At 67.0% G+C, this 25,066-nt stretch carries 22 protein-coding genes; 13 read left to right on the top strand and 9 right to left on the bottom strand.

Going from position 1 to position 25,066, the window contains the following annotated elements:
- Positions 1 to 53 precede the first annotated feature (53 nt).
- The 3 genes from ACIA49_RS16905 to ACIA49_RS16895 are packed head-to-tail and all read left to right on the top strand — an operon-like array spanning position 54 to position 3,684.
- Positions 54 to 1,715 (top strand): FAD-dependent oxidoreductase, encoded by a 1,662-nt coding sequence (locus ACIA49_RS16905; protein WP_396378084.1) that lies wholly within the window; start codon positions 54 to 56, stop codon positions 1,713 to 1,715.
- Complete coding sequence (locus tag ACIA49_RS16900) at positions 1,715 to 3,184, top strand: ATP-binding protein (RefSeq protein WP_396378083.1); 1,470 nt, start codon at positions 1,715 to 1,717, stop codon at positions 3,182 to 3,184. The genes ACIA49_RS16905 and ACIA49_RS16900 overlap by 1 nt, the downstream gene beginning before the upstream one ends.
- Positions 3,181 to 3,684 carry a GNAT family N-acetyltransferase gene (locus ACIA49_RS16895; RefSeq protein ID WP_396378082.1) on the top strand — a complete coding sequence of 168 codons (504 nt, stop codon included), beginning with the start codon at positions 3,181 to 3,183 and terminating at the stop codon, positions 3,682 to 3,684. Before ACIA49_RS16900 ends, ACIA49_RS16895 begins: the two co-directional genes overlap by 4 nt.
- Here ACIA49_RS16895 and ACIA49_RS16890 read toward each other — a convergent pair.
- The gene (locus tag ACIA49_RS16890) at positions 3,677 to 4,420 is read right to left on the bottom strand and encodes a poly-gamma-glutamate hydrolase family protein (RefSeq protein WP_396378081.1); all 744 of its coding nucleotides are present in this window, start codon (positions 4,418 to 4,420) and stop codon (positions 3,677 to 3,679) included. The genes ACIA49_RS16895 and ACIA49_RS16890 overlap by 8 nt on opposite strands.
- 128 nt (positions 4,421 to 4,548) lie before the next feature.
- On the opposite strand from ACIA49_RS16890, the gene ACIA49_RS16885 reads away from it, so the two are divergent.
- Complete coding sequence (locus ACIA49_RS16885; RefSeq protein ID WP_396378080.1) at positions 4,549 to 4,932, top strand: DUF1398 family protein; 384 nt, start codon at positions 4,549 to 4,551, stop codon at positions 4,930 to 4,932.
- On the opposite strand, the gene ACIA49_RS16880 is transcribed toward ACIA49_RS16885, so the two are convergent.
- Positions 4,883 to 5,503 (bottom strand): TetR/AcrR family transcriptional regulator, encoded by a 621-nt coding sequence (locus ACIA49_RS16880; RefSeq protein WP_396378079.1) that lies wholly within the window; start codon positions 5,501 to 5,503, stop codon positions 4,883 to 4,885. The genes ACIA49_RS16885 and ACIA49_RS16880 overlap by 50 nt on opposite strands.
- A gap of 76 nt (positions 5,504 to 5,579) precedes the next feature.
- On the opposite strand from ACIA49_RS16880, the gene ACIA49_RS16875 reads away from it, so the two are divergent.
- The 3 genes from ACIA49_RS16875 to ACIA49_RS16865 are packed head-to-tail and all read left to right on the top strand — an operon-like array spanning position 5,580 to position 8,597.
- The gene (locus tag ACIA49_RS16875) at positions 5,580 to 7,061 is read left to right on the top strand and encodes an FAD-dependent oxidoreductase (protein WP_396378078.1); all 1,482 of its coding nucleotides are present in this window, start codon (positions 5,580 to 5,582) and stop codon (positions 7,059 to 7,061) included.
- Positions 7,021 to 8,073, top strand: a complete 1,053-nt coding sequence (locus ACIA49_RS16870) for a serine hydrolase domain-containing protein (RefSeq protein WP_396378077.1) — start codon at positions 7,021 to 7,023, stop codon at positions 8,071 to 8,073. Before ACIA49_RS16875 ends, ACIA49_RS16870 begins: the two co-directional genes overlap by 41 nt.
- A gap of 59 nt (positions 8,074 to 8,132) precedes the next feature.
- Positions 8,133 to 8,597 (top strand): hypothetical protein, encoded by a 465-nt coding sequence (locus tag ACIA49_RS16865; RefSeq protein ID WP_396378076.1) that lies wholly within the window; start codon positions 8,133 to 8,135, stop codon positions 8,595 to 8,597.
- On the opposite strand, the gene ACIA49_RS16860 is transcribed toward ACIA49_RS16865, so the two are convergent.
- Together ACIA49_RS16860 and ACIA49_RS16855 are read right to left on the bottom strand one after the other, a co-directional pair.
- Positions 8,594 to 9,526 (bottom strand): sugar kinase, encoded by a 933-nt coding sequence (locus ACIA49_RS16860; protein ID WP_396378075.1) that lies wholly within the window; start codon positions 9,524 to 9,526, stop codon positions 8,594 to 8,596. The two genes, ACIA49_RS16865 and ACIA49_RS16860, sit on opposite strands and share 4 nt — an antisense overlap.
- 14 nt (positions 9,527 to 9,540) lie before the next feature.
- Complete coding sequence (locus ACIA49_RS16855) at positions 9,541 to 10,152, bottom strand: bifunctional 4-hydroxy-2-oxoglutarate aldolase/2-dehydro-3-deoxy-phosphogluconate aldolase (protein WP_396378074.1); 612 nt, start codon at positions 10,150 to 10,152, stop codon at positions 9,541 to 9,543.
- Positions 10,153 to 10,274: 122 nt separating this feature from the next.
- On the opposite strand from ACIA49_RS16855, the gene ACIA49_RS16850 reads away from it, so the two are divergent.
- Positions 10,275 to 12,077, top strand: a complete 1,803-nt coding sequence (locus ACIA49_RS16850; RefSeq protein WP_396378073.1) for an exo-alpha-sialidase — start codon at positions 10,275 to 10,277, stop codon at positions 12,075 to 12,077.
- A 2-nt stretch (positions 12,078 to 12,079) separates the two neighbouring features.
- On the opposite strand, the gene ACIA49_RS16845 is transcribed toward ACIA49_RS16850, so the two are convergent.
- Genes ACIA49_RS16845 through ACIA49_RS16830 form a run of 4 tightly spaced genes read right to left on the bottom strand, consistent with a single transcriptional unit; the run spans position 12,080 to position 15,430 of the window.
- On the bottom strand, positions 12,080 to 12,850 hold the full coding sequence (locus ACIA49_RS16845; RefSeq protein ID WP_396378072.1) for a hypothetical protein: 771 nt from the start codon (positions 12,848 to 12,850) through the stop codon (positions 12,080 to 12,082).
- Positions 12,844 to 13,989 (bottom strand): galactonate dehydratase, encoded by a 1,146-nt coding sequence (gene dgoD, locus ACIA49_RS16840; RefSeq protein ID WP_396378071.1) that lies wholly within the window; start codon positions 13,987 to 13,989, stop codon positions 12,844 to 12,846. The genes ACIA49_RS16845 and dgoD overlap by 7 nt, the downstream gene beginning before the upstream one ends.
- A complete protein-coding gene (locus tag ACIA49_RS16835; protein WP_396378070.1) occupies positions 13,986 to 14,696 on the bottom strand; it encodes a FadR/GntR family transcriptional regulator in 711 nt (236 codons plus the stop codon). The genes dgoD and ACIA49_RS16835 overlap by 4 nt, the downstream gene beginning before the upstream one ends.
- Positions 14,693 to 15,430, bottom strand: a complete 738-nt coding sequence (locus tag ACIA49_RS16830) for an SDR family NAD(P)-dependent oxidoreductase (protein WP_396378069.1) — start codon at positions 15,428 to 15,430, stop codon at positions 14,693 to 14,695. The genes ACIA49_RS16835 and ACIA49_RS16830 overlap by 4 nt, the downstream gene beginning before the upstream one ends.
- Positions 15,431 to 15,636: 206 nt before the next feature.
- On the opposite strand from ACIA49_RS16830, the gene ACIA49_RS16825 reads away from it, so the two are divergent.
- Genes ACIA49_RS16825 through ACIA49_RS16805 form a run of 5 tightly spaced genes read left to right on the top strand, consistent with a single transcriptional unit; the run spans position 15,637 to position 22,902 of the window.
- Complete coding sequence (locus ACIA49_RS16825; RefSeq protein ID WP_396378068.1) at positions 15,637 to 16,929, top strand: ABC transporter substrate-binding protein; 1,293 nt, start codon at positions 15,637 to 15,639, stop codon at positions 16,927 to 16,929.
- 2 nt (positions 16,930 to 16,931) lie between these two features.
- On the top strand, positions 16,932 to 17,870 hold the full coding sequence (locus ACIA49_RS16820) for a carbohydrate ABC transporter permease (protein WP_396378554.1): 939 nt from the start codon (positions 16,932 to 16,934) through the stop codon (positions 17,868 to 17,870).
- Positions 17,867 to 18,688, top strand: a complete 822-nt coding sequence (locus ACIA49_RS16815; protein ID WP_396378067.1) for a carbohydrate ABC transporter permease — start codon at positions 17,867 to 17,869, stop codon at positions 18,686 to 18,688. Before ACIA49_RS16820 ends, ACIA49_RS16815 begins: the two co-directional genes overlap by 4 nt.
- The gene (locus ACIA49_RS16810; protein ID WP_396378066.1) at positions 18,685 to 20,793 is read left to right on the top strand and encodes an alpha-galactosidase; all 2,109 of its coding nucleotides are present in this window, start codon (positions 18,685 to 18,687) and stop codon (positions 20,791 to 20,793) included. Before ACIA49_RS16815 ends, ACIA49_RS16810 begins: the two co-directional genes overlap by 4 nt.
- 42 nt (positions 20,794 to 20,835) lie before the next feature.
- Complete coding sequence (locus ACIA49_RS16805; protein WP_396378065.1) at positions 20,836 to 22,902, top strand: NPCBM/NEW2 domain-containing protein; 2,067 nt, start codon at positions 20,836 to 20,838, stop codon at positions 22,900 to 22,902.
- Between the two features lie 129 nt (positions 22,903 to 23,031).
- Here the strand turns inward: ACIA49_RS16805 and ACIA49_RS16800 are convergent, their stop codons facing one another.
- On the bottom strand, positions 23,032 to 24,624 hold the full coding sequence (locus tag ACIA49_RS16800) for a family 20 glycosylhydrolase (RefSeq protein ID WP_396378064.1): 1,593 nt from the start codon (positions 24,622 to 24,624) through the stop codon (positions 23,032 to 23,034).
- Positions 24,625 to 25,066: the final 442 nt, after the last annotated feature.

The following is a 25,066-nucleotide window of genomic DNA, read 5'->3' as shown; positions in this document are numbered from 1 at the left end:
GGCCTGTGGACAACTGCTGCTCATTTGTGGGTTTTCGCTGGTATCAATGAGGCATGACAGCGTCGACTTCCCGCCCGGTGATCCTCACCGTGGACGACGACCCGGGCGTTTCCCGGTCCATCGCCCGCGACCTCCGCCGGCGGTATGCCGAGGAAAACCGCATCGTCCGGGCAGAGACCCCGGCCCAGGCCCTGGACGCCCTGAAGGAGCTCAAGCTCCGGGGCGAGCCGGTGGCGCTCCTGCTGGCCGACTACCGGATGCCCCAGATGTCCGGCATCGAGTTCCTCGAGGCCGCGATGGACCTTTATCCCCTCGCCCGCCGCGTCCTGCTGACGGCCTACGCCGACACGGACGCCGCGATCCAGGCGATCAACGTGGTCGACCTCGACCACTACCTGCTCAAACCGTGGAACCCACCGGAGGAGAAGCTCTACCCGGTGGTCGACTCGATGCTCGAGCTCTGGAAGTCGACACCGGCGGTGTCGTCCGACGAGACCCGGGTGATCGGTCACCGCTGGTCGGCTCCTTCCTTCGCGGCCCGCGACTTCCTGGCCCGCAACGCGGTGCCGTATCAGTGGCTGGGTGTGGACGACGAGGAGAGCAAGCGGCTGCTCGAAGCAGCCGGCGTGGACGGTTCCACCCTGCCGGTGATCATCACGCCGGACGGGGAGGTGCTGGTCGCGCCGAGCGAGTCAGAGCTGGCCGACAAGGTCGGTCTGGCCACCAACCCGGCAGCTGAGTTCTATGACCTCGTAGTGGTCGGTGGCGGCCCTGCTGGACTCGGTGCGGCCGTGTACGGCGCCAGCGAGGGCCTGCGGACCGTTCTGGTCGAGCAGGTCGCCACAGGTGGTCAGGCTGGTCAGTCGAGCCGGATCGAGAACTACCTGGGCTTCCCGGACGGGGTGTCCGGTGCTCAGCTCACTGACCGGGCCCGACGGCAGGCAGTCCGGTTCGGTGCCGAGCTACTGACGGCCCGGCAGGTGGTGGGGCTGGAGACCATCGGGTCGGCCCGCCGGCTCAAGTTCTCCGACGGCAGCGAGATCTCTGCCCACTCCGTCATTCTGGCGACTGGTGTGGCCTACCGGCAGCTCGATGCGCCCGGGATGGGCGACCTGAACGGCCGCGGCATCTACTACGGCGCCGCCACCACCGAGGGCCCCAGCTGTGCCGGCCAGGAGGTCTACATCATCGGCGGAGCGAACTCCGCCGGTCAGGCTGCGGTCTATTTCTCGAAACACGCGTCACGCGTGCATATGCTGGTAAGAGGTCCCTCACTCGAGGCGACCATGTCGTCGTACCTGATCGATCAGATCGCCGGCATCGACAACATCGAGGTGCACACCTGCACGCAGGTGGTCTCCTGCAAGGGTTCGGAACACTTGGAGCGCGTGACGCTGGTCAACAGCACCTCCGGGGAGAGCCGGGAGGTGGACACGGAGTGGATGTTCGTGTTCATCGGAGCGGCCCCACGGACGGACTGGTTGCCCGGCGACCTGCTGCGCGACGAGCGCGGCTTCGTGCTGACCGGACCGGACCTGCGGGGACGGCCACCGGGCTGGGCCCTGGACCGCGACCCCTACCACCTGGAGACGAGCATGCCTGGCGTCTTCGCGGCCGGGGACGTGCGGGCGGAGTCCGTCAAGCGGGTCGCCTCGGCGGTCGGTGACGGTGCGATGGCCGTGACCTTGGTGCACCGATACCTGGAGATGCTCTGATGACTGTGCCTGAAACCGAGACCGGTGAGCTCCACCGGATGACCCGGGACGAGCTGCGCACGCTGTTCCTGTTCGAGGCACTGAACGACGAGCAGCTCGACTGGATCGCGCGCGAGGGCTACGTCATCCACGTCGAGGAGGGGCGGGTCTTCCAGGAGGGCGCGGAGGCGACCTGCTGCTACATGCTGCTCTCCGGGACCCTCCGCATGTGCAAGCTGCTGCAGGGCGAGGAGGTGGAGACCAACCGCAGCTCCCAGCGCGGCGTCTACTCCGGTGCCTTCGGTGCGTTCTTCGGTGACGACGAGAGCAACACGTACAACGCTTCCATGTACGTGTTGGAGCCGTCGGACTTCTTCGTGATCGACGCCCGCACGATGGCGACGATGATGAACACCTGGTTCCCGATGGCGGTCCACCTCATCGAGGGCTTCGTGATGGGCTCCCGGCGCAGCAACGAGACCATCGGTCAGCGTGAGCGGTTGCTGGCGCTCGGCTCGCTGTCGGCCGGTCTGACGCATGAGCTCAACAACCCTGCGGCTGCGGCGGTCCGGGCTGCGGCGACCCTGCGGCAGCGCGTGGCCGGCATGCGGCACAAGCTGGCGATGCTCGCCGACGGGACTCTCGACGCGACCAAGCTGCACAAGATCGTCGCCATCCAGGAGGATGCGGTCGAGCGCGTCGCCAAGGCGCGCGACATGTCCGTCATGGAGCAGAGCGACGCCGAGGACGAGCTGTCCGACTGGCTCGACGATCACGGCGTCCGCGACAGCTGGGACGTCGCGCCGGTGCTCGCCGCGGTCGGCCTCGACGCCGACTGGATGGAGGGCGTGCGCGCAGCCGTCGGCGACGAGTATCTCGAAGGTGCTGTCCGCTGGCTGATGTACACGATCGACACCGAGTCGCTGATGAACGAGATCGACGACTCGGTGACCCGGATCTCCACGCTGGTCGGCGCCGCCAAGCAGTACTCGCAGATCGACCGAGCGCCGTACCAGGTCGTCGATCTGCGCGAACTGCTGAAGTCGACACTCGTGATGATGTCCGGCAAGCTCGACGGCCTGACCGTCGTGAAGGAGTTCGACCCCGAGCTGCCGCAGATCCCGGCGTACGCCGCGGAGCTCAACCAGGTCTGGACGAACATCATCGACAACGCGGTCCAGGCGATGAACGGCTCCGGCACCCTCACCATCCGCACCCGGCGCGACGGCCAGTACGTCGTCGTCGAGATCGGCGACACCGGCCCGGGGATCCCGGCCGACATCCGCACCCGGATCTTCGAGCCCTTCTTCACCACCAAGCCCATCGGTGAAGGCACCGGCCTCGGCCTCGACATCTCCTGGCGCATCGTCGTGAAGAAACACCACGGCGACCTCCGCGTCGACTCCAAGCCCGGCGAGACCTGGTTCAAGATCGTGCTGCCGGTTGACCCCGAGGCCGAGATCCAGGCCCAGGGGACCTTGATCTCTTGATCCGATTCGTGGAGCTGCCGCCGGCGGTGATGAGGGCGCTGGCGGCAGGTGATCTTGGGACGGCCAAGGACCTCACGGGAGTCGAGCTCGGCGAGTTGTTCGTTGGTGATCGCGCGAAGTGGTTGTGGAGCTACCGGCTGAGACAGCTCGTCGACGAGCCTGAGGCCGCTGCCTGGATCGCGCGGGCGGTGGTGGCGGAGCCAGAGGGCGTGGTGGTTGGGTACGCCGGGTTCCACGGGCCGCCGGATGAGCGCGGCATGGTGGAGGTCGGGTACACGGTTGATCCGGCGTACCAGCGACGGGGTTATGCGACAGCGATGCTCGGCGCCATGCTCGAACGAGCGGCGGGGGAGGCCGGCGTACAGGTGGTGCGGGCTTCGATCAGTCCGAGCAACGTGGCGTCGTTGGCGACTGTGGCCAAGTACGGGTTTGTGCACGTAGGTGAAGAGTGGGACGACGAGGACGGGCTGGAATTGCTCTTCGAGCTGCCCGTCAGCTGATCGGTTCGGTCGCTTCGACGTCGGCGATCGCGGCGCGGGTGGCGTTGGTGAAGGCCCAGAAGACCGGCTTGGTGGTGTTCTTGCGGTCGGCGCGGGTGTTGGTGCCGAACATCGCTACCCGCAGCGGGGTGGTCAGCTCGAGTTGAGCGCCCGCGCCGAGCAGGGTGCGGTTGGCGAGGTTGGTGGGCTCGTCGCCGTTGAGGTCCGGGATCGAGGCGGCGTCGATCGCGCGGATCCCGGCGGCGTTCAGCCTGGTGAGCAGCCGCGACTTGAAGGCGTTGTTGCGGCCGCCGACCAGGACCGCTTGAGTGTTGTCGGCCAGACCGGCCTGGGTGGTGGTGCAGCCGTGCAGGCCGATGGCGTTGAGAGAGCCGGCAGCGAGCGCGCGGGCGACATGGTCGTCACAGTTGGTCGACGTGACGTGGAGCTCGCCGTTGCTGGAGCTGCGGAGACCCTCGAACATCCAGTAGTCGTGGACCGGGTTGCTCGGTGTGAGGTCGGCGGGGTGATAACCCGCGATCGCCAGGCAGAGCTCCGACGTACCGGTCTCGATGCCGCCGCCGTGTGGCGCCAGGATCGCTGTGCGCTGGACGCCGTACCGCTGGGTCAGGTCGTCGTCGAACCACTCATGCCTGCGGAAGCGTCGCGCGTAGTCGACGCCTTCGGCCAGTGCGGGGTCGGCGTACAAGGCTGTGTTCGACGGGTACTTGTCCGCCGCGGCCGATGCCGTCAGCATTCGTGAACCTGCGGCTGCGACCACAGCCATCCCCAGAAAGCCCCGCCGTGAGCTGCGCATCCACCTACTCTGCTGGCCCCGGTACGCCGCGGTCCTGGCTGAGCGGCGTGTCGTAGGAGACTGGGGCAATGTTCACCTTGGAGCAGGTTGATGAGATCCATGAGCGGTTGGGGAAGGCCTCGACTTTGGGTGCGTTCTTGGAGGCGCTCCGCGAGATCGGGGTCGTCGCGAGCGACTCGTATGTGACCGACGGGCATACGACGTACTTCGGGGCAGACGGACATGAGGTGTCGACGAGCCCGGCGCATGAGGTGTTCGAGGTGGCGGCGAGCAGTGACAAGGACGCGTTCCTGGCCGAGCTCAAGCGGGTCGAGGAGGAGTCGGCCGGCTACGTCGAGATGTCGCGGGCGTTCGCCGCGGCCGGGGTCGAGAAGTGGACGTTCGACACGCAGGCGTTGACGATCACGTACTACGACCGCGCCGGCTCGGCTTTGCTGGCGGAGCCGGTGTAGCGAGCGGCAGGAAGATCTCGTCGACGATCGTGCGGATGCGGTCCGGGCTCGGGGGCTCCAGGTGCATGAGGAGGTCGTGGCGGATCAGCTGGGAGGGGAGATCCAGTACGGCGTCAGTCAGGCGATCGAGGTCGAGTTCGCCACGGTCGTGGGCGCGTTGGTAGATGACGCGGGACCGGACGAGTGCCTCGGGGTCCATGACCTTGGTGCGGACCTGGGCGGGGGTGAGGCCGCGGCCGACCAGGAAGCCGGAGAAGGTCGCGGCGGTGGCGATCGCGAAGAAGCCGGCCAGGGCCTGGCTTGCGGATGCCAGGTAGGCGAGCAGGTCGGTGCGTAAGGCGCCGGTGTCGGGGACCTCGATCGGGTTGTCCTTGCGATGGCGTTCGAAGGCGGCGAGCACGAGTTCGTCCTTGTTGGCCCAGCGGCGGTAGAGCACGGGTTCGCTCGTGCGGCCGCGGACGGCGACCGACTCCATCGTCAGGCGCGAGTACCCGGTCTCGATCAGCTCGTCCCACGCGGCCTTGAGGAGAGCGGTTTCGAGCTCGGCGCCGTACCGGCGAGGTGGTGTCACTCTCTCACCGTAGAAAGGTTTGCCTTTCTTGGCAAGTAGGCGTAGAAAGGAATGACTGTCTAGAGGGGTGATCGGGATGACCGAGGTTCTGATTGTCGGCGCCGGGCCGACGGGCCTCACGCTGGCGTGCGTGCTGGCCCGTGGTGGCGTGCCGTTCCGGCTGATCGAGGCTGCGGCCGGGCCGCAGCCCGGGTCGCGGGGGAAGGGGATCCAGCCGCGCACGCTGGAGGTGTTCGAGGATCTCGGCATCGTCGATCGGGTGCTCGCCCACGGGCGGGTGGGGATGCCGATCCGTTCGACCAGGTCCGACGGGCAGGTCGTGGAGAGTGGTGGTGAGCCGGTCGAGGCGCGGCCCGATCTGCCGTACCAGTTGGGCCTGATCACGCCGGAATGGCGAGTCGAGGAGGCCCTACGACGGCGACTGTCAGAGCTCGGCGGCGCAGTCGAGTTCGGTACGGCGCTCAGTGGGTTCGAGCAGTCGGATGACGGCGTCTCGGCGATCGTCGTCACGGATGGTGGAGCGGAGACCATCGAGGCGAAGTGGTTGGTCGGGTGCGATGGCGGGCACAGCGTGGTCCGGAAGCAGGCCGGGATCGCGTTCGTCGGTGAGACGTTGGACGACGTCCGGATGATCGTTGCCGATGTCGCGGTCGACGGGCTGGACCGGGATGCGTGGCAGATGTGGCGGCATGAAGAGGGGATGGTCATGCTGTGCCCGCTGCCCTCGACCGATCTCTTCCAGTACCAAGCGAGCATCGGGCCGGGGCAGGATCCCAGTCTGGAGCTCACCAACCTGCAGGCGACGCTGGAACGCCGTACCGGTCGGACTGACATCCGACTACATGAGCCGGTGTGGGCCACGTTGTGGCGGGCGAACATCCGGCTGGTCGAGCGGTACCGCGAGGGGCGGGTGTTCCTTGCGGGAGATGCGGCGCACATCCACTCACCGGCTGGCGGGCAAGGGATGAACACCGGCATCCAGGATGCGTACAACCTGGGGTGGAAGCTCGCGATGGGCGTGCCACTCGACAGCTATGAGGACGAGCGGCGGCCGATAGCGGCCGGCGTACTGGCGTTGTCGAACGCGCGGCTGGCGCAAACCCTTGCAGACAAGGGTGTTCCGATCCGCAGCGACAGCGACACCAAGCAGCTCAACCTCAACTACCGCGGCACCGCCTTGGTGTGGGACGACCGCGATGAAACCGCCCGGCTACGCGCCGGAGACCGCGCACCTGACGCGACCGAGCTGAAGACCGTGGATGGCGTACGGCGTTTCTTCGACCTGACCGGCGGTGGTCAGTTCACGCTGCTGAACTTCGGTGCGCACCGGCTGGAGGTGGCTGGCATCAGGACCCTGCAGGTCGTCGCCGCGCCGGTTGAGCCTGGCGATGTTGTCGACTCTGGAGGTCATCTCGCCGATGCATACGGCGCGGGCGAGCACACGCTCGTGCTGATTCGGCCCGACGGTTACATCGCCTGCATCTCCGACGCTGGTGAGCTGCCCGCCATACTGAAGCATGGAGAAGCTGCAGGCATTGGCGGATCGACTGGTCGCTGACGGTGAGGTGCCGGGTGCGGTTGTCGGTATGACGGACGGGCGCGAGCACTGGGTGGGGTCTGCGGGTGCCGTCGGCAACGACTCGGTGTTTCGGGTCAGTTCGATGACCAAGCCGCTGGCTGCGGTGATTGCGTTGCGGCTGGTCGAGTCCGGCGTACTGGGGTTGCAGGATCCGGTCGAGCGGTGGTTGCCGGAGCTGGCGGGGCAGCGGGTTGTACGGCGGCTGGACGGGCCGGTGGATGACACGGTGCCGGTGGAGCGGGCGGCGACGGTTGAGGACCTGTTGACGATGCGACTCGGGTTCGGGTTCGCCTTTGAGGTGGAGTCGTGTCCGGTGGCCGAGTTGGCGGGGGAGTTGGGGTTCGGGCCGCCACGGCCCTCGTCGGTGGCGCTGGATCCGGATCGGTGGATCGCACGGTTCGGTGAGTTGCCGTTGATGGATCAGCCCGGGCAGGTCTGGAGGTACGAGCTCGCGTACGCCGTACTGGGGGTGCTGTTGGCTCGGGCCAGTGGAGTGGACTTGCCGGAGCTGTTCCGGCGGGAGCTCCTTGATCCGTTGGGGATGGGCGACACCGGCTTCGTCGTACCAGAGCATGCTCGCGGGCGGCTGGCGCGGAGCTTTGTGGGAACCGATGTCTTTGATGACGCGGCCACCAGTGAGTGGTTGGTACCGCCGGTGTTTCCGCATGCTGGTGGCGGATTGGTGTCGACGGCCGGCGACTACCTGACGTTTGTGGCTGCGTTGATGAACGGGGAGCTGGTGCGACCGGACCTGGCGGCGGCGATGGTGACGGACCAGCTGACTGCGGAGCAGCGCTCTGGGCCGTCGGCGCAGATCTTCCTCGACGGCGGCGGCTGGGGCTACGGCGTACAGGTCGTTGGAGACCGGTATGGGTGGGGCGGAGGACTGGGAACGCTCTGGTACTCCAAGGGTGGGATCGGCGCGGTCCTGATGACACAGGTGCTCCCGCCCTCGCCCGCAACGGTGGCGGCGTTCGTGGAGGCGCTGTGACGTTGGCAGGAAGTGTCCATCCCGCACGGTGGCGTGGGTCCTGCTGACACGCTCGAGGTGTGGAGGACTCGACGTGGACTCGGCCGCAGCGGATCACGGTGACGGCGTACGGGGTGTGGGTGTCGCTGCTGACTGTGGTGTTGGCTGTGTGGCTGGAGAATCCGCACCGGAATGAGGGTGCGATGCGGCGGCACGGGTTGAGTGCGGGGGAGATCCAGCGGCGGTTGGAGGGGCACGGGTATCGGCAGGGGCTCGTGATCGTGGCCGTTGAGGTGGTGCTCTACCTGCTGATCGCGTACGGCGCCTATCGCGGGCGCAACTGGCCGTTCTGGCCGGCGGTGCTCCTGTACGGCGTGACCGGGCTCGGCGCGGTCTGGGTACCACTGCGGCCCGAGGCGCATGCAGGCTTCGGCACGGGAGCGCTGATCGTCCACGTGATCGCTGATCTGCCAGGACTGATCGTGGCGCTGTGGTTGCTGACGGGGCTGGTGCGCTACCGCCACACCTGGGCTCGGCGTAGCTAGCGGAGGGCGGTGCCTTGGGCGTGGGTGAGGAGGGTGAGGTCTTGGCGGGTGGGGAGGGACTCCCAGTCGCCGAGGGCGGTGACGCAGAAGGCACCTGAGGTGGTGGCTCGGGTGAGGCGGTCTGCGGGCGGCAGGTTGTCGAGGGTGGCGGAGAGGTAGCCGGAGACGAAGGCGTCGCCGGCGCCGATGCTGTCGACGACGGTGACGGGGAGGGCCGGGCTGTGGCGGGTACCCGTGGTGGTGTGCGACCAGGCGCCTTTGCTGCCGGCGGTGACGACTACCTCGGTGGCGGTCTGCAGGAGGTCGGCGACGGGGTCGTCCGCGGTGGTGAGGATGTCCAACTCGTCGTCTGAGGCAAAGACGGTGTGGACGTGGGGGAGTAGCTCGCGGAGCGCGGCGGCTGCTTCCTCGCGCGACCAAAGGCGTGCACGGTAGTTCACGTCCAGAGAGACCTGTACGCCGTTCGCCGCAGCAGCCTGTACGACGGCCAGTGTCGCGCCGCGCGTGATCTCGGACAGAGCCGGGGTGATGCCGGTGACGTGGAGCAGTCGTGGTTGGACCGCGTCCAAGGCCTTCATGCACTCGGCCGCGGTGAGGGTCGAACCGGCCGAGCCGCGCCGGTGGTAGCTCACGCGGGTGATGTCATGCGACGGCTGGTCGAACGCGATGAAGCCGGTGAAGTCCGTGTCGGAGAAGCGGATCCAGTCGGTGTCCACGGCTTCGGCCCGGAGTGTGCGCTGGATCAGCCGGCCCGGCTCATCGTTGCCAACAGCACCTAACCAGGTCGCCGTATGACCGAGACGGGCCAGTCCGATCGCGACGTTGGTCTCGGAGCCCGCGATGGACAGATGCGCGTCGCCTCCGAGGCGCATGGCGCGCGGCGTACGCAAGGAAACCATCGTCTCGCCGATGGTGAGCAGGTCGGTCATCGCAGGCTCCGGGATCAGACGGTGAGGAAGGCTTTGGCGCGGTCGGCGAGATCCGCGAGGGATCCACCGCCTCCCGCGTCGCCGAGGAGAGGGGAACCGACGCCGACGGCGAGAGCGCCGGCGGCCAGGTATTCGGGCGCAGACTTGGCGTCGACACCGCCTACGGCGACCAACGGGGCGTGGGGGAGAGGCGCGGCCAGCTCGCGAAGGTAGGAGGGTCCGTGGACCTTAGCGGGGAAAATTTTGATGGCGGTGGCGCCGAGGTCGAGAGCGGCTACTACCTCGGTGGGCGTCAGAGCTCCGCAGAGCAGCGGGAGGCCGAGTGTGACGGCTCGGTGGGCGCCTTGGGTGATGGCGGGGGTGACGACGAAGGTGGCACCGGCGGCGGCTACCTGGTCGGCCTGGGCTGGGGTGAGGACGGTGCCGGCGCCGATCAGGATGCTGGAGTCGTGGTCGGAGCGGGCCTGGGCGATGGCCTCGACGGCACCGGGGGTGGTGAGCGAGATCTCCAGGGCGGTGATGCCGGCCGCGACCAGGGTGTCGACACAGGCGAGGGCGCGTTCGGGGGAGTCGGCGCGGATGATCGCGAGGATCTTGCGGTGGCGGAGTTCGGCTAGCAGGTCCATGAGGACTCCTGAAGACATAGGACGTCTGATGTGCTCTGGTTTGCGGTGCGGAAAGGAGCTAAATTACTGCGAGAACAGCCATTGAGGTTGTTTACTTTCAATTCATGTGGAGGCATCCGCCCATGCCCAAACGACTTTCCCTGCTGTTGGCCGCGACGCTGTTGGTACCAGCGTTCGCAGTCCCGGCGCAGGCCGACAACCAGCCTGCTGCGATCACGCAGACCGTGCTGTTCAACAAGGGGGACGCCGGTTACGGCTGCTATCGCATCCCCGCCATAGTCAAGACGAAGACGGGAGCACTGCTCGCGTTCGCGGAGGCCCGGCGAACGTGGTGCGACGACTCGCAGGAGATCGATCTGGTGCTGAAGCGGTCGGACGACGACGGCCGGACGTGGTCGGCGGCGAAGACCGTGCTGGCGGGGAGCGACACCGATCCGAACGCCCCCGTGACCCGTGGCAACCCGGTACCGATCGTCGACCAGGAGACCGGCCGGATCGTACTGCTGACCACGATGGACCCCGGTACGTCGAGTTACCCGCGGACGCCGTACGTGCAATTCAGTGATGACGACGGCGCGACGTGGAGCACGGCCAAGAACATCGGCAGCCAGATCGACGACCCCGCCTGGGGCTGGTACGCGACCGGGCCGATGCACGGCATCCAGTTGACGCGTGGTGCGCATGCCGGCCGGATGGTTGCCGGGACCAACTACGACGTCGACGGGAAGGACGCCGGTCAGCTCGTCTACAGCGACGACAAGGGCGAGACGTGGCACAAGGGTGCGACCGATCTGCGGACGGATGGTCAGGTTCCGCAGGAGATCAGTGTGGTGGAGAAGGTCAACGGCGGGATTCTCGCGATGGCGCGGAACAACGCTGGAGGGCCAGGTGCGAGCCGGATGACCGCGGTCAGCAACGATGGTGGCGAGACCTACGCCGCGCCGTACAAGACCGTGGACGGACTGACGACGCCGACCGTGCAGACCTCGGTGCAGCGGTTGCGGGCGGTTGATCAGGGTGACAAGTACAACCGGATCCTGTTCGCCGGGCCGGCTGACCCGGAACGCCGTCGCTACCTGACGATCCGCTCCAGCTTCGACGAGGGGAACACCTGGCAGACCGTTGCCCAGGGCACCCGAATCACCAGCGATTGGTCCGGGTACTCGGACATGGCGATCCTCGACACCGGTGAGATCGGGTTGCTGTACGAAGGTGGGCCGGTCGACGCGCGGGATCAGATCCGGTTCGCGCGGTTCACCGAGAACGACATCGGCCACCCGGATGCGCCGCTCGGCGCGACGACTCCGGACGTGTCCGGGCTCGGCAACAACAGCTACCTGCGCGGCGGTACGACGTCGGTCGCGGGCAAGTTCGGTCAGGCGCGCGACCTCGATGGGGTCGACGACGCGATCCAGTTGCCGTTCGCCGAATCGCTGGCGGTCGGGGCCGGCGACTTCACCGCGATGGCGTGGATCAAGTACGGCGCCAGTACGGGGCCGCAGGCAATCTTCTGGGGTTACAACATCAACGAGTTCTCGCAGTTCTGGCTGCGCGCCGAACCTGCCGATGGGCGGATTCGTGGGTTGATCACCACGGGTGGGAATACGGCGGTTGTTGCTACGAGCAAGGCTTACAACGACAACGCCTGGCATCATGTCGCGTTGCAACGGAGGGCTGGGACGCTGGCGATCTGGGTCGATGGTACGCAGGTCGCGTCCGTTGCCTCGCCCGCTGGCTCGGTCAGTCCCGGTCGGCCGTTCAAGATGTTCGTCGGGCAGCGGATCGACGGCGCGCATCACTTCGACGGCTCGATGGATGAGGTCCGGATCTACAAGCGGGCGCTGACCGCGGCCGAGATCGGGAGCATCCGCACGTCCAACAGCACGACGGTGCCGAACGTCGTACTGGACCTGCCGCTCGGCTGACATCACACTGGCCTGGCGGAGAGGGTCAGCCGCCAGGCCAGTTCACCACTCGCCGGTACGACGGCCGCGTCGCCCGGGCCTGCTTCGGCCAGGTCGAAGACGCGGCCGAGCATGGGCTCGACGCCGAGACTCCGGTACGGCGTTCCGTCCGGAAAGCCGGCCAGGTTACGCCAGAGCGCGGTGGAGACTGGTTGCCCTGGGCAACTCAGGATCATCGTGAGCTCGGTGTCGCGATCACGCACGGTCGCTCGTGGACAGTCGACGAGGACCGCACCAACCGCCGTACCGTCTGATGGTCCGTAGGTGTCGAGGCCGAGGGCCGGCCAGGTGGTGGCGACCCACGGCGCATCAGTTGGCCAGGTGTCTAGCAGTGGCGCGGCTTCAGGGTAGAGGCGGCACTCACTCGGCTCGGCGGAGATGGTGGCGCCGACGGCACAGTCCAGCAAGGCGTGAGCTGCCCAGATGAATCGGTAGCCGGCCGGTGCGCTCAGGTGATAGTCCACCGTGACGGTGTCGCGGCCCGTGGTGAACGTGCGGGTCAGCTTGGTGTTGTCATAGGCAACCGAATCACTCCAAGGCTGGTTCCACAATCCACCGTGATCCGGCGTACCGCGGACGGTCGGGAAGCACTCGTCCAATCCACCCGCGTCCGTGAACGCGGTGTGCCCGGCCCGAGGCCCGTCGACCAACCCCGGCCCACCCCACAACCACTCCCGCCCGGCCAGCCGCAGCGAAGTCCACCGACCGCCGTCGGCTGCATCAATCCTCACCATTCGGCGAAGGTGCCGTCTTCTTGGGTCCAGACGGGGTTGCGCCAGGTGTGGCCGAGTTTGTCGGCTTCGCGGACTGCGGATTCGTCGACGGTGATGCCTAGGCCGGGGAGGGGGTTGTATTCGGCGTGACCGTTGACCCAGGTGAAGGGGGTGGGGTCTACGACGTAGGAGGTCAGGTCGCTGGAGACGTTGTAGTGGATGCCTCGGGACTGTTCTTGGATGAGAAAGTTGGGGGTGGCGAACGAGACTTGGAGACTGGCCGCTAGGGAGATGGGGCCTAGGGGGCAGTGGGGGGCGAGCATGGCGCCGTGGGTGTCGGCGAGGGAGGCGATGCGGCGGAGTTCGGAGATGCCGCCGGCGTGGGAGACGTCGGGCTGGACGACGGCGATGCCGGCGTTGAGGGGTGCGACGAACTCGGAGCGGTTGTAGAGGCGCTCGCCCAGGGCGACTGGGACGGTGGAGCTGCTGACTACGTCGGCCAGGTGGAGCATGTGCTCCGGCAGGACTGGCTCTTCGACGAACATCGGTTGCAGGTCTTCGACGGCGTGCAGGATGCGGCGGGCGCCGGCGACGCCGACGCGGCCGTGCAGGTCGATGGCGACGTCTCGGTCGTCGCCGAGGGCGGAGCGGGCGGCCGCGAGTCGCGCGACGATGTCGTTGATCTCGGCAACGGAAGGTGAGGGCGAGATGCGGCCGCTGCCGTTCATCTTCACGGCTGTCATCCCGGCTGCGACTTGTTCGGCGACCTGGTCGGCCACAGCGGCAGGCTCATCACCGCCGACCCAGGCATAGACGCGCGCCCGGTCGCGGACCCGACCACCGAGCAGCGACGACACAGGAGCGCCGTACACCTTGCCGGCGATGTCCCACAGCGCGTGGTCCAGCCCGGCGACCGCGGAGGACAGCACCGGGCCGCCGCGGTAGAAGCCGCCCTTGGTGAGGATCTGCCAGTGCCGCTCGATCTGCAGCGGGTCTTGGCCGATCAGGTACTCCGACAGTACGTCGATCGCTGTCCGCACGACCTCCGCGCGGCCCTCGACCACCGGCTCGCCCCAGCCGACGACACCGTCGCTGGTCTCGATCCGGCAGAACAGCCAGCGCGGCGGAACCAGGAACGTCTCGATGCGTTCGATCTTCATTGGCCACGCACCTCGTGCAGGTCCTCGGCGGCCTTGGCCAGCAACTCACGCATGGCCTGCTCGGCGGCCACCGGGTCGTGCGAACGGATCGCTTCCAGCACGCGGCGGTGGCTCGGTACCGGGTCGTCGGACGGTTTCACCTTGTGCACAAGGCGGTCTCGATCGGCCAGGCCGGTCTCCATGATCACTTCCATCTTGGTCAGCAGTTCGTTACCCGTTGCCGCGAGCAACGCTCGGTGGAAGGCGAGGTCCGCGGCCACGGCGGCGTGGTCGTCGGTGGCCGACTCCATCGCTGCCATCGCGATGTCCAGCGCCTCCAGGTGCGCGTCCTTGGCCCGTACGGCGGCCAGTCGCGCGGCCGCGGGCTCCACGATGCCGCGGACCTCGTGCAGCTCCTCGAGCAGTTCGGGCCGCACATCGGAGTCGCTGAAGTGCCAGCGGATCATGTCCGGGTCGAGCAGGTTCCAGTCCGTTCGCGGGCGCACGAACGTGCCGCGCTTCTGCCGCGCATCGACCAAGCCCTTGGCCGTCAGGACCTTCAGCGCCTCGCGGACCGCCGTCAGGCTGACCCCCAGGTCGGCCTGCAGATCGGGCACGTTGATGGTCGCGCCCTCCGGAATCGTCCCCGACAGGATGCGCTGCGCCATCACCTCCACGATCTGCCCGTGCAGTCCCCGCTGAATCCCCGCCACTGCGCTCTCCCTCATGCCGAATCCTTGACGGCCGACCAGCCGCCGTCGACCACAATGCTCGTCGCGGTGACGTACGACGCCTCCGCCGACAGCAGGAATGCCACCACCTGCGCTACTTCGTCCGGCTGCCCGAGTCGGCCCGCAGCGGTTGCCTTGGCGCTCCGCTCCAGATCCTCAGGCCCGTACCGATCCCATGCGGCGGTCTTGATCGGCCCCGGCAACACCGAGTTCACCCGGATCGAACCGCCGTACTCGACACCCAGTTGCCGAGCCAGCGCCACCAATGCTCCCTTGCTCGCCGCATAAGCAGCATGCCCCGGGATCCCGGCCAACGCGTGCACCGACGACACCAGTACGACGGATCCGTCGCGCGCGGCCAAGTCGTCGTACAGGCTGCGGAAGCCGAGGAACGCGGCGGTCAGGTTCACGTCGAGCTGGCGCTGCCAGGAGGCCGGCGTCATCTCGTGGGCCGGCCGGACGTCGGAGATGTAGGCGTTGCTGACGAACCCGTCGATCGGTCCGAGCTCGTCGCGGCCACGTGACACGACCTCCGCCCAGGTGTCGGCCGACGTCACGTCGCCGACCACGCTGAGCGCCTTGCCCGGCACCTCGCGCGACGGGTGGATGTCCACCTGCACCACCTTGGCGCCCTCGCTCAGGGCGCGCTCGGCAGCCGCCGCGCCGATTCCCGACGCGGCCCCGGTCACCACGATCACCCGCCCAGCCAGCCGCACGCGCGCCTCCTCCACAAGCCCGTCCCCACCCAAGCACGCGGACAGGCACGTTCCAACGATGAACGAGGCACCAGTTGACCGTGATCGACTGATCACGTCAAGCGATTTGCTCGTAATTTACGAATTAATATTGACACTCGTGGTCGCTCGCCGCAAGATCGTCGGCAACACACCACTCCCTCGACTGGCACGCTGGTCGAGCAGATCTCAGGAGTTCAGGCATGACGGGTCTGGCAGCAGATCGACGTACTTTCCTCAAGGGACTCGGGCTGCTCGGCGCGGCCGCTCTGGTGCCCGGATGCGCGACCAACGCGCCGAGTCCGGGGAGCGGCGGTGCGAGCAGCGGGGCAACTGGTGAGCTCTCGCTGCAGTCCAACCTGTCGGCCGAGCAGGCCAAGGGTGCGATGGAGAAACTCGTTGCCGCGTACAACAAGACCGGTGGAGCCCAGGTCAAGCTCAACACCGTTGCGTCCGAGATCTACCGCACCCAGCTCCCGACGTACCTGACCAGTGCGAACCCGCCGGACGTCTACACCTGGTACGCCGGTTCGGTCGCGGACTCGTATGCGAAGAAGGGCCTGCTGCTCGATGTGTCGAGCGTATGGGAGGGCCTGGGCAACTATCCGAAGGCGATGCAGACGCTGTCGACGAGCAGCTCCGGCGAGAAGATCTTCGTGCCGACCAGCTACTACTGGTGGGGCATGTTCTACCGCAAGTCGAACTTCGCCAAGTGGGGCGTCACCCCGCCGAAGACCTGGGACGAGTTCCTCGCGGTCTGCAAAACCATTCAGAGCAAGGGCGTTCCGCCGATCGGCATCGGCCTCGGCGACACCCCGTGGGTGGCCTCGGCCTGGTTCGACTACCTGAACATCCGGATCAACGGCGCGCCGTTCCACCGCGACCTGCTGGCCGGCCGCGGCCGCTTCGACGACCCGAAGGTGAAGGCGGTCTTCACCAAGTGGCAGGAGGCGCTGCCGTACTTCGATCCGAAGGGCAAGTCGTTCCCCTTCCAGGAGGCGACCTCCGCGCTGCTCGGCGGCAAGACCGGGATGTTCCTGATCGGCACCTTCTTCGCCGACTCCGCGCCGAAGGACGCCCTGGACGACATCGACTTCTTCCAGTTCCCGATCATCGATCCCGCCGTACCGGTCGCCGAAGAAGCGCCGACCGACGGCTACTTCGCCTCGAAGAAGGCCAAGGACCCCGAGGGCGTGAAGAAGTTCATGACCTGGCTGGCGACGGCCGAGGCGCAGGAGATCTACGTCCAGAGCTCCTCCGGTACGGCGATCCCGGCCAACCCGGACGGTAAGTCCGCCGACACCCCGCTGGTGAAGAAGGGCAAGGCGATGATCGAGAGCGCCGCCGAGCTCACCCAGTTCTTCAACCGTGACTCGAGCGACGCACTGCAGCCGACCGCCGACGCCGCGCTGACCAAGTTCCTCGACAAGCCGGACCAGATCGACAAGATCCTCAAGGACTGGCAGGCCGCAGCCGAAAAGGTCTTCAAAGCGTGACGATGACGGAAGCGGTGACCACCTCCGACCGGCCTGCGCACCGGGCCGGCGGCGGTGGGGATCGCCGTACGAAGAAGCCGTGGAAGGTTTCGCCGCTCATCCTGGTGTTCGTGTTCGTGCCGTTCGTGATCGAAGCGGTGTGGGTGTTCTGGCCGGCGTTGCAAGGGTTCTGGCTGGCGCTGACGCACTGGGACGGGTTGTCGGCGCCGACGTTTGTTGGCTTCGGCAACTTCAAGGACATGGTGTCCGACCCGATCTTCCGGACGGCACTGAAGAACACCGCGATCTGGCTGGTGCTGTTCGGCGGGCTGAGCGTCATCGGCGGGTTCGGGATGGCGTTGCTGTTGCAGCGCGAACGGCGGGGCGTCGGGATCTATCGAGCCGCTCTGTTCACGCCCGTCGTGTTCTCGCTGGTCGTCACGGCACTGATCTGGCGGGTGTTCTACCAGCCGGACGGACTGGTCGACTCGGTCCTGCGCGGGGTCGGTCTCGGCGACTTCATCCGGCCGTGGCTGGCTGATCCCGATACCGCCCTGTACGCCGTGATCCTGCCGGCGTTGTGGCGGCAGATCGGCTATGTGATGGTGCTGTATCTCGCCGGTCTGAAGGCGGTCGACCCGGCGCTGTACGAGGCCGCGAAGGTCGATGGTGCATCGGCTTGGCAGCGGACGCTGTACGTGACGATCCCGCAACTGAAGGGCGTTAACTCGGTGGTGCTGTCGGTGATCGTGATCGACTCGCTGAGATCGTTCGACATCGTCTGGTCGATGACGAAGGGCGGTCCGTACCATTCGTCCGAGTTGCTGAGTACCTACATGTACTCGACTGCCTTCCAGTCCACGCAGCTCGGCTATGCGTCCGCGATCGCCGTGGTGATCTTCATTCTCGCGCTGGCCGTGATCCTCGGCTACCTGATCCGCGCCTTCAAGGAGGAATCGTGAACCGGCTGAGGACGGCGGGCTACCACCTGTCGATGGGGTTGGTCTCGTTCCTGTGGATCGCGCCGATCCTGTGGGTGATCGTGATCTCGTTCCGGAGCTTCGACGATGTCGCCGCGAACGGGCTCGGGTCGCTGCCGCACTCGTTCACGTTCTCGACGTACAAGCAGGCCTGGGAAGACGCGGACGAGTTCCGGGCCCTGATCAACAGTCTGCTGGTGACGATTCCGGCGGTGCTGCTGAGTCTCGGGCTGGCGTCGATCGCGGCGTACGGGTTGGCGCGGTACAACATCCCGTTCCGGCGGACGGTGCTGCTGCTGATGTTGATGGGCAACCTGCTGCCGCCGCAGATCCTGCTGATCCCGATCTCCCGGTTCGTCGAGTTGATCGGGTACTACGACACGCTGATCGCGTTGATCGCCGTCCATGTGGGATTCGGGCTCGGGTTCTACACGTTCGTGCTGCACGGGTTCATGCGGGATCTGCCGCGCGAGATCCAGGAGGCCGCGACGATCGACGGAGCCGGCCCGGGGAAGATCTACGCGAGCGTGATCCTGCCGTTGACCCGGCCGGCGATGGCGGCGCTCGGCGCGCTGTCGTTCACCTGGATCTTCAATGATCTGCTGTGGTCGATCACGGTGATTCGCTCCGGCGAGAAGATGCCGGTGACGCCCGCGTTGCTGGGTCTGCAGGGGTTGTTCGTGTCATCGTGGAACGTCATTGCTGCCGGCACCGTGATCGCCGCCGTACCGACGGTGGCGGTGTTCCTGCGGTTCCAGAAGCACTTCGTCGGTGGATTGGCGATCGGAGCCGTCAAGTGAAGACCTGGACGTTGCGCGGAGCAACCACCTCGTACGTCGTCGGAGTTCCTTCGCATGGCGAATGGGCTCAGCTCGTTGCCTGGGGCCCACATGCGGTCGCCGACGGGCCATCGGTGGTCGCGCCGGTCGGCACGGAACACTTCCTCCCGCGCGCCGACGTGGAGCCCCTCGAGTACGCCGTCCGCGGTGTCCGGTACGCCGCCCCGGTGGACCTGGTGGTGAGCGGCCCCGACGGGATCGACGAGCTGCGCCCCGTGTTCGTGGAAGCGACCGTGACGGAGGCCGCTGGAGTTCCCTGGTCGAGCCCGGGAGCGTTGTGGTTGGGGACAGAGACCACTTTGCTCAGCTCCGCGATCGAAGATGCCCACCTCGCGACTGACGGAGCCCGCGGCGCTGTTGGGGCGGCGGGCCTTGAGCTGGTGTTCGCCGACGCGGTGCGGGGTCTGCGGCTCTCGCTTCACTACCGTATCGAGGGCGATGCGGTAGAGCGGTGGGTGGTTATCAGCAATGACGGGAGTGACGCGCTCACGTTGCACCGGCACGACTCAGCGGGATTCACCGTCCCGAGTGGGAACACGGTCAGGTATTTGTGGGGTGAGTGGAACAGCGAGTTCCAGCAGTCGTCGGTCACGTTGGACCGGGGGCGGTTCACCGTCAACAGTGCGCAGGGGATCACTGGGCATTCGTACTCGCCGTTCCTCGCTGTTGGTGGGTACGGCGTACAGCTGGCTTGGAGCGGTTCGTGGGAGATGACCGCGGACGCGGACACCACGGGGACCGTGCGGATTCAGGCCGGTCGGGTCTCGTCCAGTCAGGGACTGCAGTTGCAGCCCGGAGAGACGTGGACTTCGCCCAAGGCGGTTGGGGCTTGTAGTGCGGAAGGCGCTGACGGGCTCGCGCGGGTGTTCCACGACTACGAGCGAGCACGGTCGCGACGCCGTACGCCGAAGGTCCTGTACAACTCGTGGTTCGCGACCGAGTTCGACATCCGGGCCGAACATCAACTGGAGTTGGCGCAGAGAGCCGCCGGGATCGGCGTCGAGACCTTCGTGGTCGACGACGGATGGTTCACCGGACGCGTGGACGACGCCGGCGGGCTGGGCGACTGGGACGTGGACCAGGCCAAGTTCCCACAAGGCCTCGACGGGTTCATCGGACAACTGAAAGAGCTCGGGCTCGACTTCGGCTTGTGGGTGGAGCCGGAGTCGGTGAACCCACGGTCGCGTCTCGCGGTTGAGCATCCGGAGTGGATTCTGCGCACGCCCGGCCGCGATCCGGTGCTGGTGCGTAACCAACTGCTGCTGGATCTCAGCCGGGAGGATGTCGCCGAGTTCGTCTGGACCACGCTCGATCGGCTGCTGTCGACGTACGACATCTCCTACCTCAAGTGGGACGCGAACCGGCCGCGGCTCGACAGTGGAGATCAGCGCCGTGATCTCGACGGTCGTGTCGTGGCCAACCTGTACGCCGTACTCGACCGGCTGCGGTCCGAGCACCCGGACGTGATCGTCGAGGGATGTGCGGGTGGCGGTGCACGCGTCGACCTGGGGATGGCGGCCCGCGTGGACACGTTGTGGCCGAGTGACAATACGGCTCCGCTGGATCGGCTCAGGATTCAGCAGGGGTTCCGGACCGGGTTCGCGCCGCATCTGATGAGCTCGTGGGTGACCGATGCCGAGGGCACCCATGACGGGCGGGAGCGCTCACTCGACTTCCGCTTCCATGTCGCGATGGCCGGCGTACTGGGGATCGGCGCCGACCTTTCGCGGTGGACCGACGACCAGTTGAAGACCGCTGCCCGGAATATCGAGCAGTACAAGGACATTCGCGATCTGGTTGTCGACGGCAAGGTCTACGGATTGGAGTACGGCGTCCAGTACGTCGGCGCGACGCGATCCGTGGTGTTCCTGTGGGAGACCGGCGACAGCAATGTGCGCGGCACGCTGCCGACACGGCCGCGACGGGTCCCGCTGGCCGGGCTCGATCCGGCGAAGAACTACCGGGTGGGGAACGAGATCCTCCCGGGCAGCTACCTGCTGCAGGTCGGCGTCACGTTCGACGGCGCGACCGACTCGCTCTGCTTGGTCGTCGAAGCGATCGACTGACCCGTTCCGCTCAACGGCAGTGCTCTTCAGTAAGGGGAAAACATGAGGCGATTCCTGGGTGGGGTGATCGCGGCGGCCCTGGTGGCCGGCGCGTTCGCGACCACCACGACGACCGCGGCTGTGGCGGCTCAGGCCACAGCCCCGGTGCTCAGCCCGACGCCATACATGGGCTGGAACACCTATTACGGTCTCGGTGGCGACTTCACCGCGGACACGATCAAGTCCGTTGCGGACTCCTTGGTCAGCCGCGGGCTGGCCAAGGCCGGGTACGACGTCGTCTGGCTGGATGGCGGTTGGCAGGCCGACCAGTCGCGGAGTGCGGCGGGTGACCTGGTGGCCAACCCGGCGAAGTTCCCGGACGGGCTGAAGCCGGTGGTCGACTACATCCACAGCAAGGGACTCAAGGCCGGTATCTACACCGACGCCGGGCCCTACATCCCGGGCAAGTGCGGGCTGGGCAGCGGCGGGTACTACCAGCGCGATGCCGACCAGTTCGCGGCGTGGGGCTTCGACGCGGTCAAGGTCGACTACCTGTGCGGGATCGCGGCGAACCTCGACCCGAAGACGGTCTTCACCGAGTTCGCGCAGGCACTGCGGAACAACGCCAGCCACCGGCCGATGATCTTCAACCTCTGCAACCCGGTGACCTCGCCGGACTGGGGCAACTACCCCGAGTCGCAGCAGTCGATCAACTCGTGGACGTACGCGCCGGGGATCGCGCAGTCGTGGCGGACCTACACGGATGTCGGGTTCCAGGGCGACATCAAGTTCAAGGACGTGCTGCGCAACTATGACGCGAACGCGCGGCACCCGGAGGTCGTGAAGCCGGGCGCGTTCAGCGACCCGGACTATCTGGCTCCGGAGCTGGGGATGTCGGACGAGGAGTTCCGGTCGCAGCTCACGCTGTGGGCGGTCGCTGCTGCGCCGCTCGTGGTAGGCAGCGACGTGCGGAAGCTGAGTGCGACCACGGTGTCGATGCTGACCGATCCCGACGTACTGGCGATCAACCAGGACAAGGCTGCTGTGCAGGCGGTTCGGGTTGGTGCTGCTGGTACGACGGAGACGTGGGTCAAGCGGCTTGCGGATGGCAGCCGGGCTGTTGTGCTGCTCAACCGTGGCGACAGCGCTAAGACTCTGACCACGACTGCCAAGGCTGTTGGTCTGAACGGTGCACGGTTCACGCTGAAGAACGCGTGGACGAACAAGGTGACCGAGAGCGCGGGCACGATCAGCGCGGCGGTACCGGCGCACGGTACGGCGCTCTTCCGCGTCTCGCCGAGCGTCGGCTTGCCAGGCGTATCGCACGTGACCGCCGGGATCCCGCAGGTCACCAAGGTCGGCACGGATGCCCAGCCTGAGGGTGCAGCGCCGGTCGTTGCCGGTGGCGACGAACTGACCGTGCAGGTGAACGTCCGCAACGACGGGCTCCTCCCGGTCCTGAAGCCGGTCGCGACGGTTGCCGGCGGTACCGGCTGGACGGTGAAGTCGTTGTCGAAGGCTCCGGTGTTGATTGCTGGGGGCAAGCAGGCGAACTTCCTGTTCACGGTGAAGCTCCCCGCCAACGCCGCGCCAGGTACGGCGAGCTTGACGGCGGCGACGTCGTACGACGCCATCGGGTACGGCGTGCAGAAGCAGACGACCGTGCTGTCACCAGTGATCGTTGCTCCGGTACCGCCGAAGGGAACCGTGCCGCTGTCGCACCACGACTGGATCACTGCGACCAGCGGGTGGATGACGCCGACGATCGACGAGAGCGTCGGCGGTGGGAACCCGATCAAGCTGACCGGTACGACGTACCCGACCGGAATCGGCGTCGCCTCGCCGTCGCTGGTTCGCTACTACCTCGGCAAGTCGTGCTCGCGGCTGACCGGCACCGTCGGGATCGACGATGTGGTTGGGAACGTCGGCCCTGATGGCGGTACGTCGACCTTCCAGGTTGTCGGTGACGGCAAGGTGCTGTTCGACAGCGGCACCGTGGACCGCTTCACGCCGAAGCCGTTCGACGTCGACCTCGCCAACGTCCGCGTCCTCGACCTCGTGGTCGGCGACGCCGGTGACGGCGGCTACAACGACCGCGCCGACTGGGCAGCCCCGACCGCTACCTGCTGACGGTGCTCGGAGAGGGGCGGACCGCTGCGGTCCGCCCCTCTTTGTGTACAGAAGAACGGGTAGTGGGCGGCTGGATCGCCGTCGCCGGGACGTGGCTCAGGCGTGCGGTCGGGTATACGTAGATGCCTACTACCAGTCCTTCTGTACATCCCAAGCGACTTCGGAGGACTGGAACCAGGTCCAGCCGCGATGCCGCCAGGTGGGGGCCTGCGCCGCTAGGGCGGCGGCATACACCGGCCAGTCGGTGGGGGTGGTGTGGGACCAGGCTTTTTCGGCGGCGCCGGGGAGGCGGGGGAGGAGCAGGAACTCGAGGTCGTCGCGACTCGTGACGGTCTCGCACCAGACCGCGGCCTCGACGCCGGCGACCTGGTCGTCGCTGGTGACGCCGGGGGTATTGGTGACTGGATCCCAGTCGATGCCGTCTTGGAGCGTGGCCGGCGGATAGGCACGCAGGCCGACGCGCGCCCGGGTCTCCTCTTGGGCTGGGTCGGCGGACGGGGCGGCGTGGGGGCGGTCGAAGTACAGGTAGGTGGTGGCGGAGATGAGCAACTTGCAGCCGCGCTCCAGAGCCTTCGGTACGTCGTGGCGCGCCTTGCCGAGGTGTTCGATCAGGAACGCGGGGACCTCGGGACGCTCGGAGATCGCGTCGATGTCCTGGACGTCGAGCCAGTACTGCGTGAGGTCCGCCGGATCCACGTCGGCACGGGCGATCTCTTGCCACCCGACCACCTGCTTGCCGCGTTCCCGCACGAGCTCCGCGGCCCGTCGTACAAACGCGGCGTGTGCCTCGTCGGACATGCCCCAGGCCTCGTCACCACCGATGTGCAGATAGGCGCTGCGCGGGAACTGCGGAATGACCGCATCCATGACGTCCTCGACGAACGTCCAGACCTCGGGGTCCGCCGGGTCGAGTGAATGGAACTGGAGCTTGTCACCGTTCGGGAGCGGGATGCTCGGGAGTTCACTGGTGAGCTCGGGGAAGGCGAGCGAGACCGCGCCGGTGTGACCGGGAAAGTCGATCTCCGGGACCAGCGTGACGAACCGTTCCTCGGCGTACCGGTTGAGCTCGGCCAGCTCCAACGGCGTGTAGTGACCGCCCGGTCGATCAGCCACCGCACCGAGCGACCCGAACTTCACCAACTCCGGCCGGTTGTGTACCTCGAACCGCCAGCCCTGGTCATCGGTGAGGTGCAGGTGGAGGACGTTGAGTTTGTACAGCGCGCACATGTCGATCACCCGCCGTACCGTCTCCGGCGGATGGAACGTGCGGACCACATCGAACGACAACCCCCGCCACGCGAACCGCGGCCCGTCGATGATCCGCTGGCACGGAATCTCATCCCCATGGACGGCGATCAGCTGCCGCAGCGTGGTGAGCCCGCGGTACACGCCTTCTGCGGTTGCACCCCAGACCCGGATGCCGTCCGCACTCACCTCCACGCCGTACCGCTCATCGACCGACGCTCCATCAGCCCGAACCCCAGCAACACCCGGTACGCCGTTCAGTCCCTCCGATCCGAATGTCACCCGAACCCCACCTGCGGCCGTCCCGGTCCCATCGGCTGAGAACACGTGCGGGAGATTCGTGTCGAGACCGACCTCGGTGGTGAAGAGTGCGGCGAGGGGAACGAGCTCGGGCGATCCGATGGTGATGGACGTGTCGGGGGCGAGGGTGAAGGCGCCCTCGCCGAGGGTCACGGAGGTGGGGCTGGGGATGGTCACGAGGTGAGCTCCGGCAGTTGTCGGTGATGGTGGTGGCCGGGGCGGGCCGATGGAATCGAGTCCTGGCGAGCCCCCATCGTGCCCCGACACCTTGAGCACCCGTCAACCACTTCACCCGTCCACGAATGGTCGGCAGGTGCTCAAGGTCGGCGCGCCGGCCCACCTTGTGCACCGCTCAACCGTCGTCCCGCGGTGAGAGTGGTTGATGGGTGCTCAAGGTCGGGGGAGGTGCTTTGTGCACGGGTCAACCGTGGTGGCGCCGTGAGAACGGTTGGTGGGTGCTCAAGGTGAGGGTGGTTGGGGACCTTGGGCACGGGTCGACCGTTTTGGCGGCGCGTGGGTGGTTGGTGGGTGATCAAGGTCAGGGGAAGGTGCTTTGTGCACGGTTCAACCGTGGTGGCGGCAGGCGGATGGTTGGTGGGTGCTCAAGGTGAGGGTGGTT

Origin of the sequence: Kribbella sp. NPDC051587, from assembly GCF_044453945.1 — a bacterium.
In the GTDB taxonomy this organism is placed as follows: domain Bacteria; phylum Actinomycetota; class Actinomycetes; order Propionibacteriales; family Kribbellaceae; genus Kribbella.
This window is presented reverse-complemented; position numbering and strand designations above follow the sequence as displayed.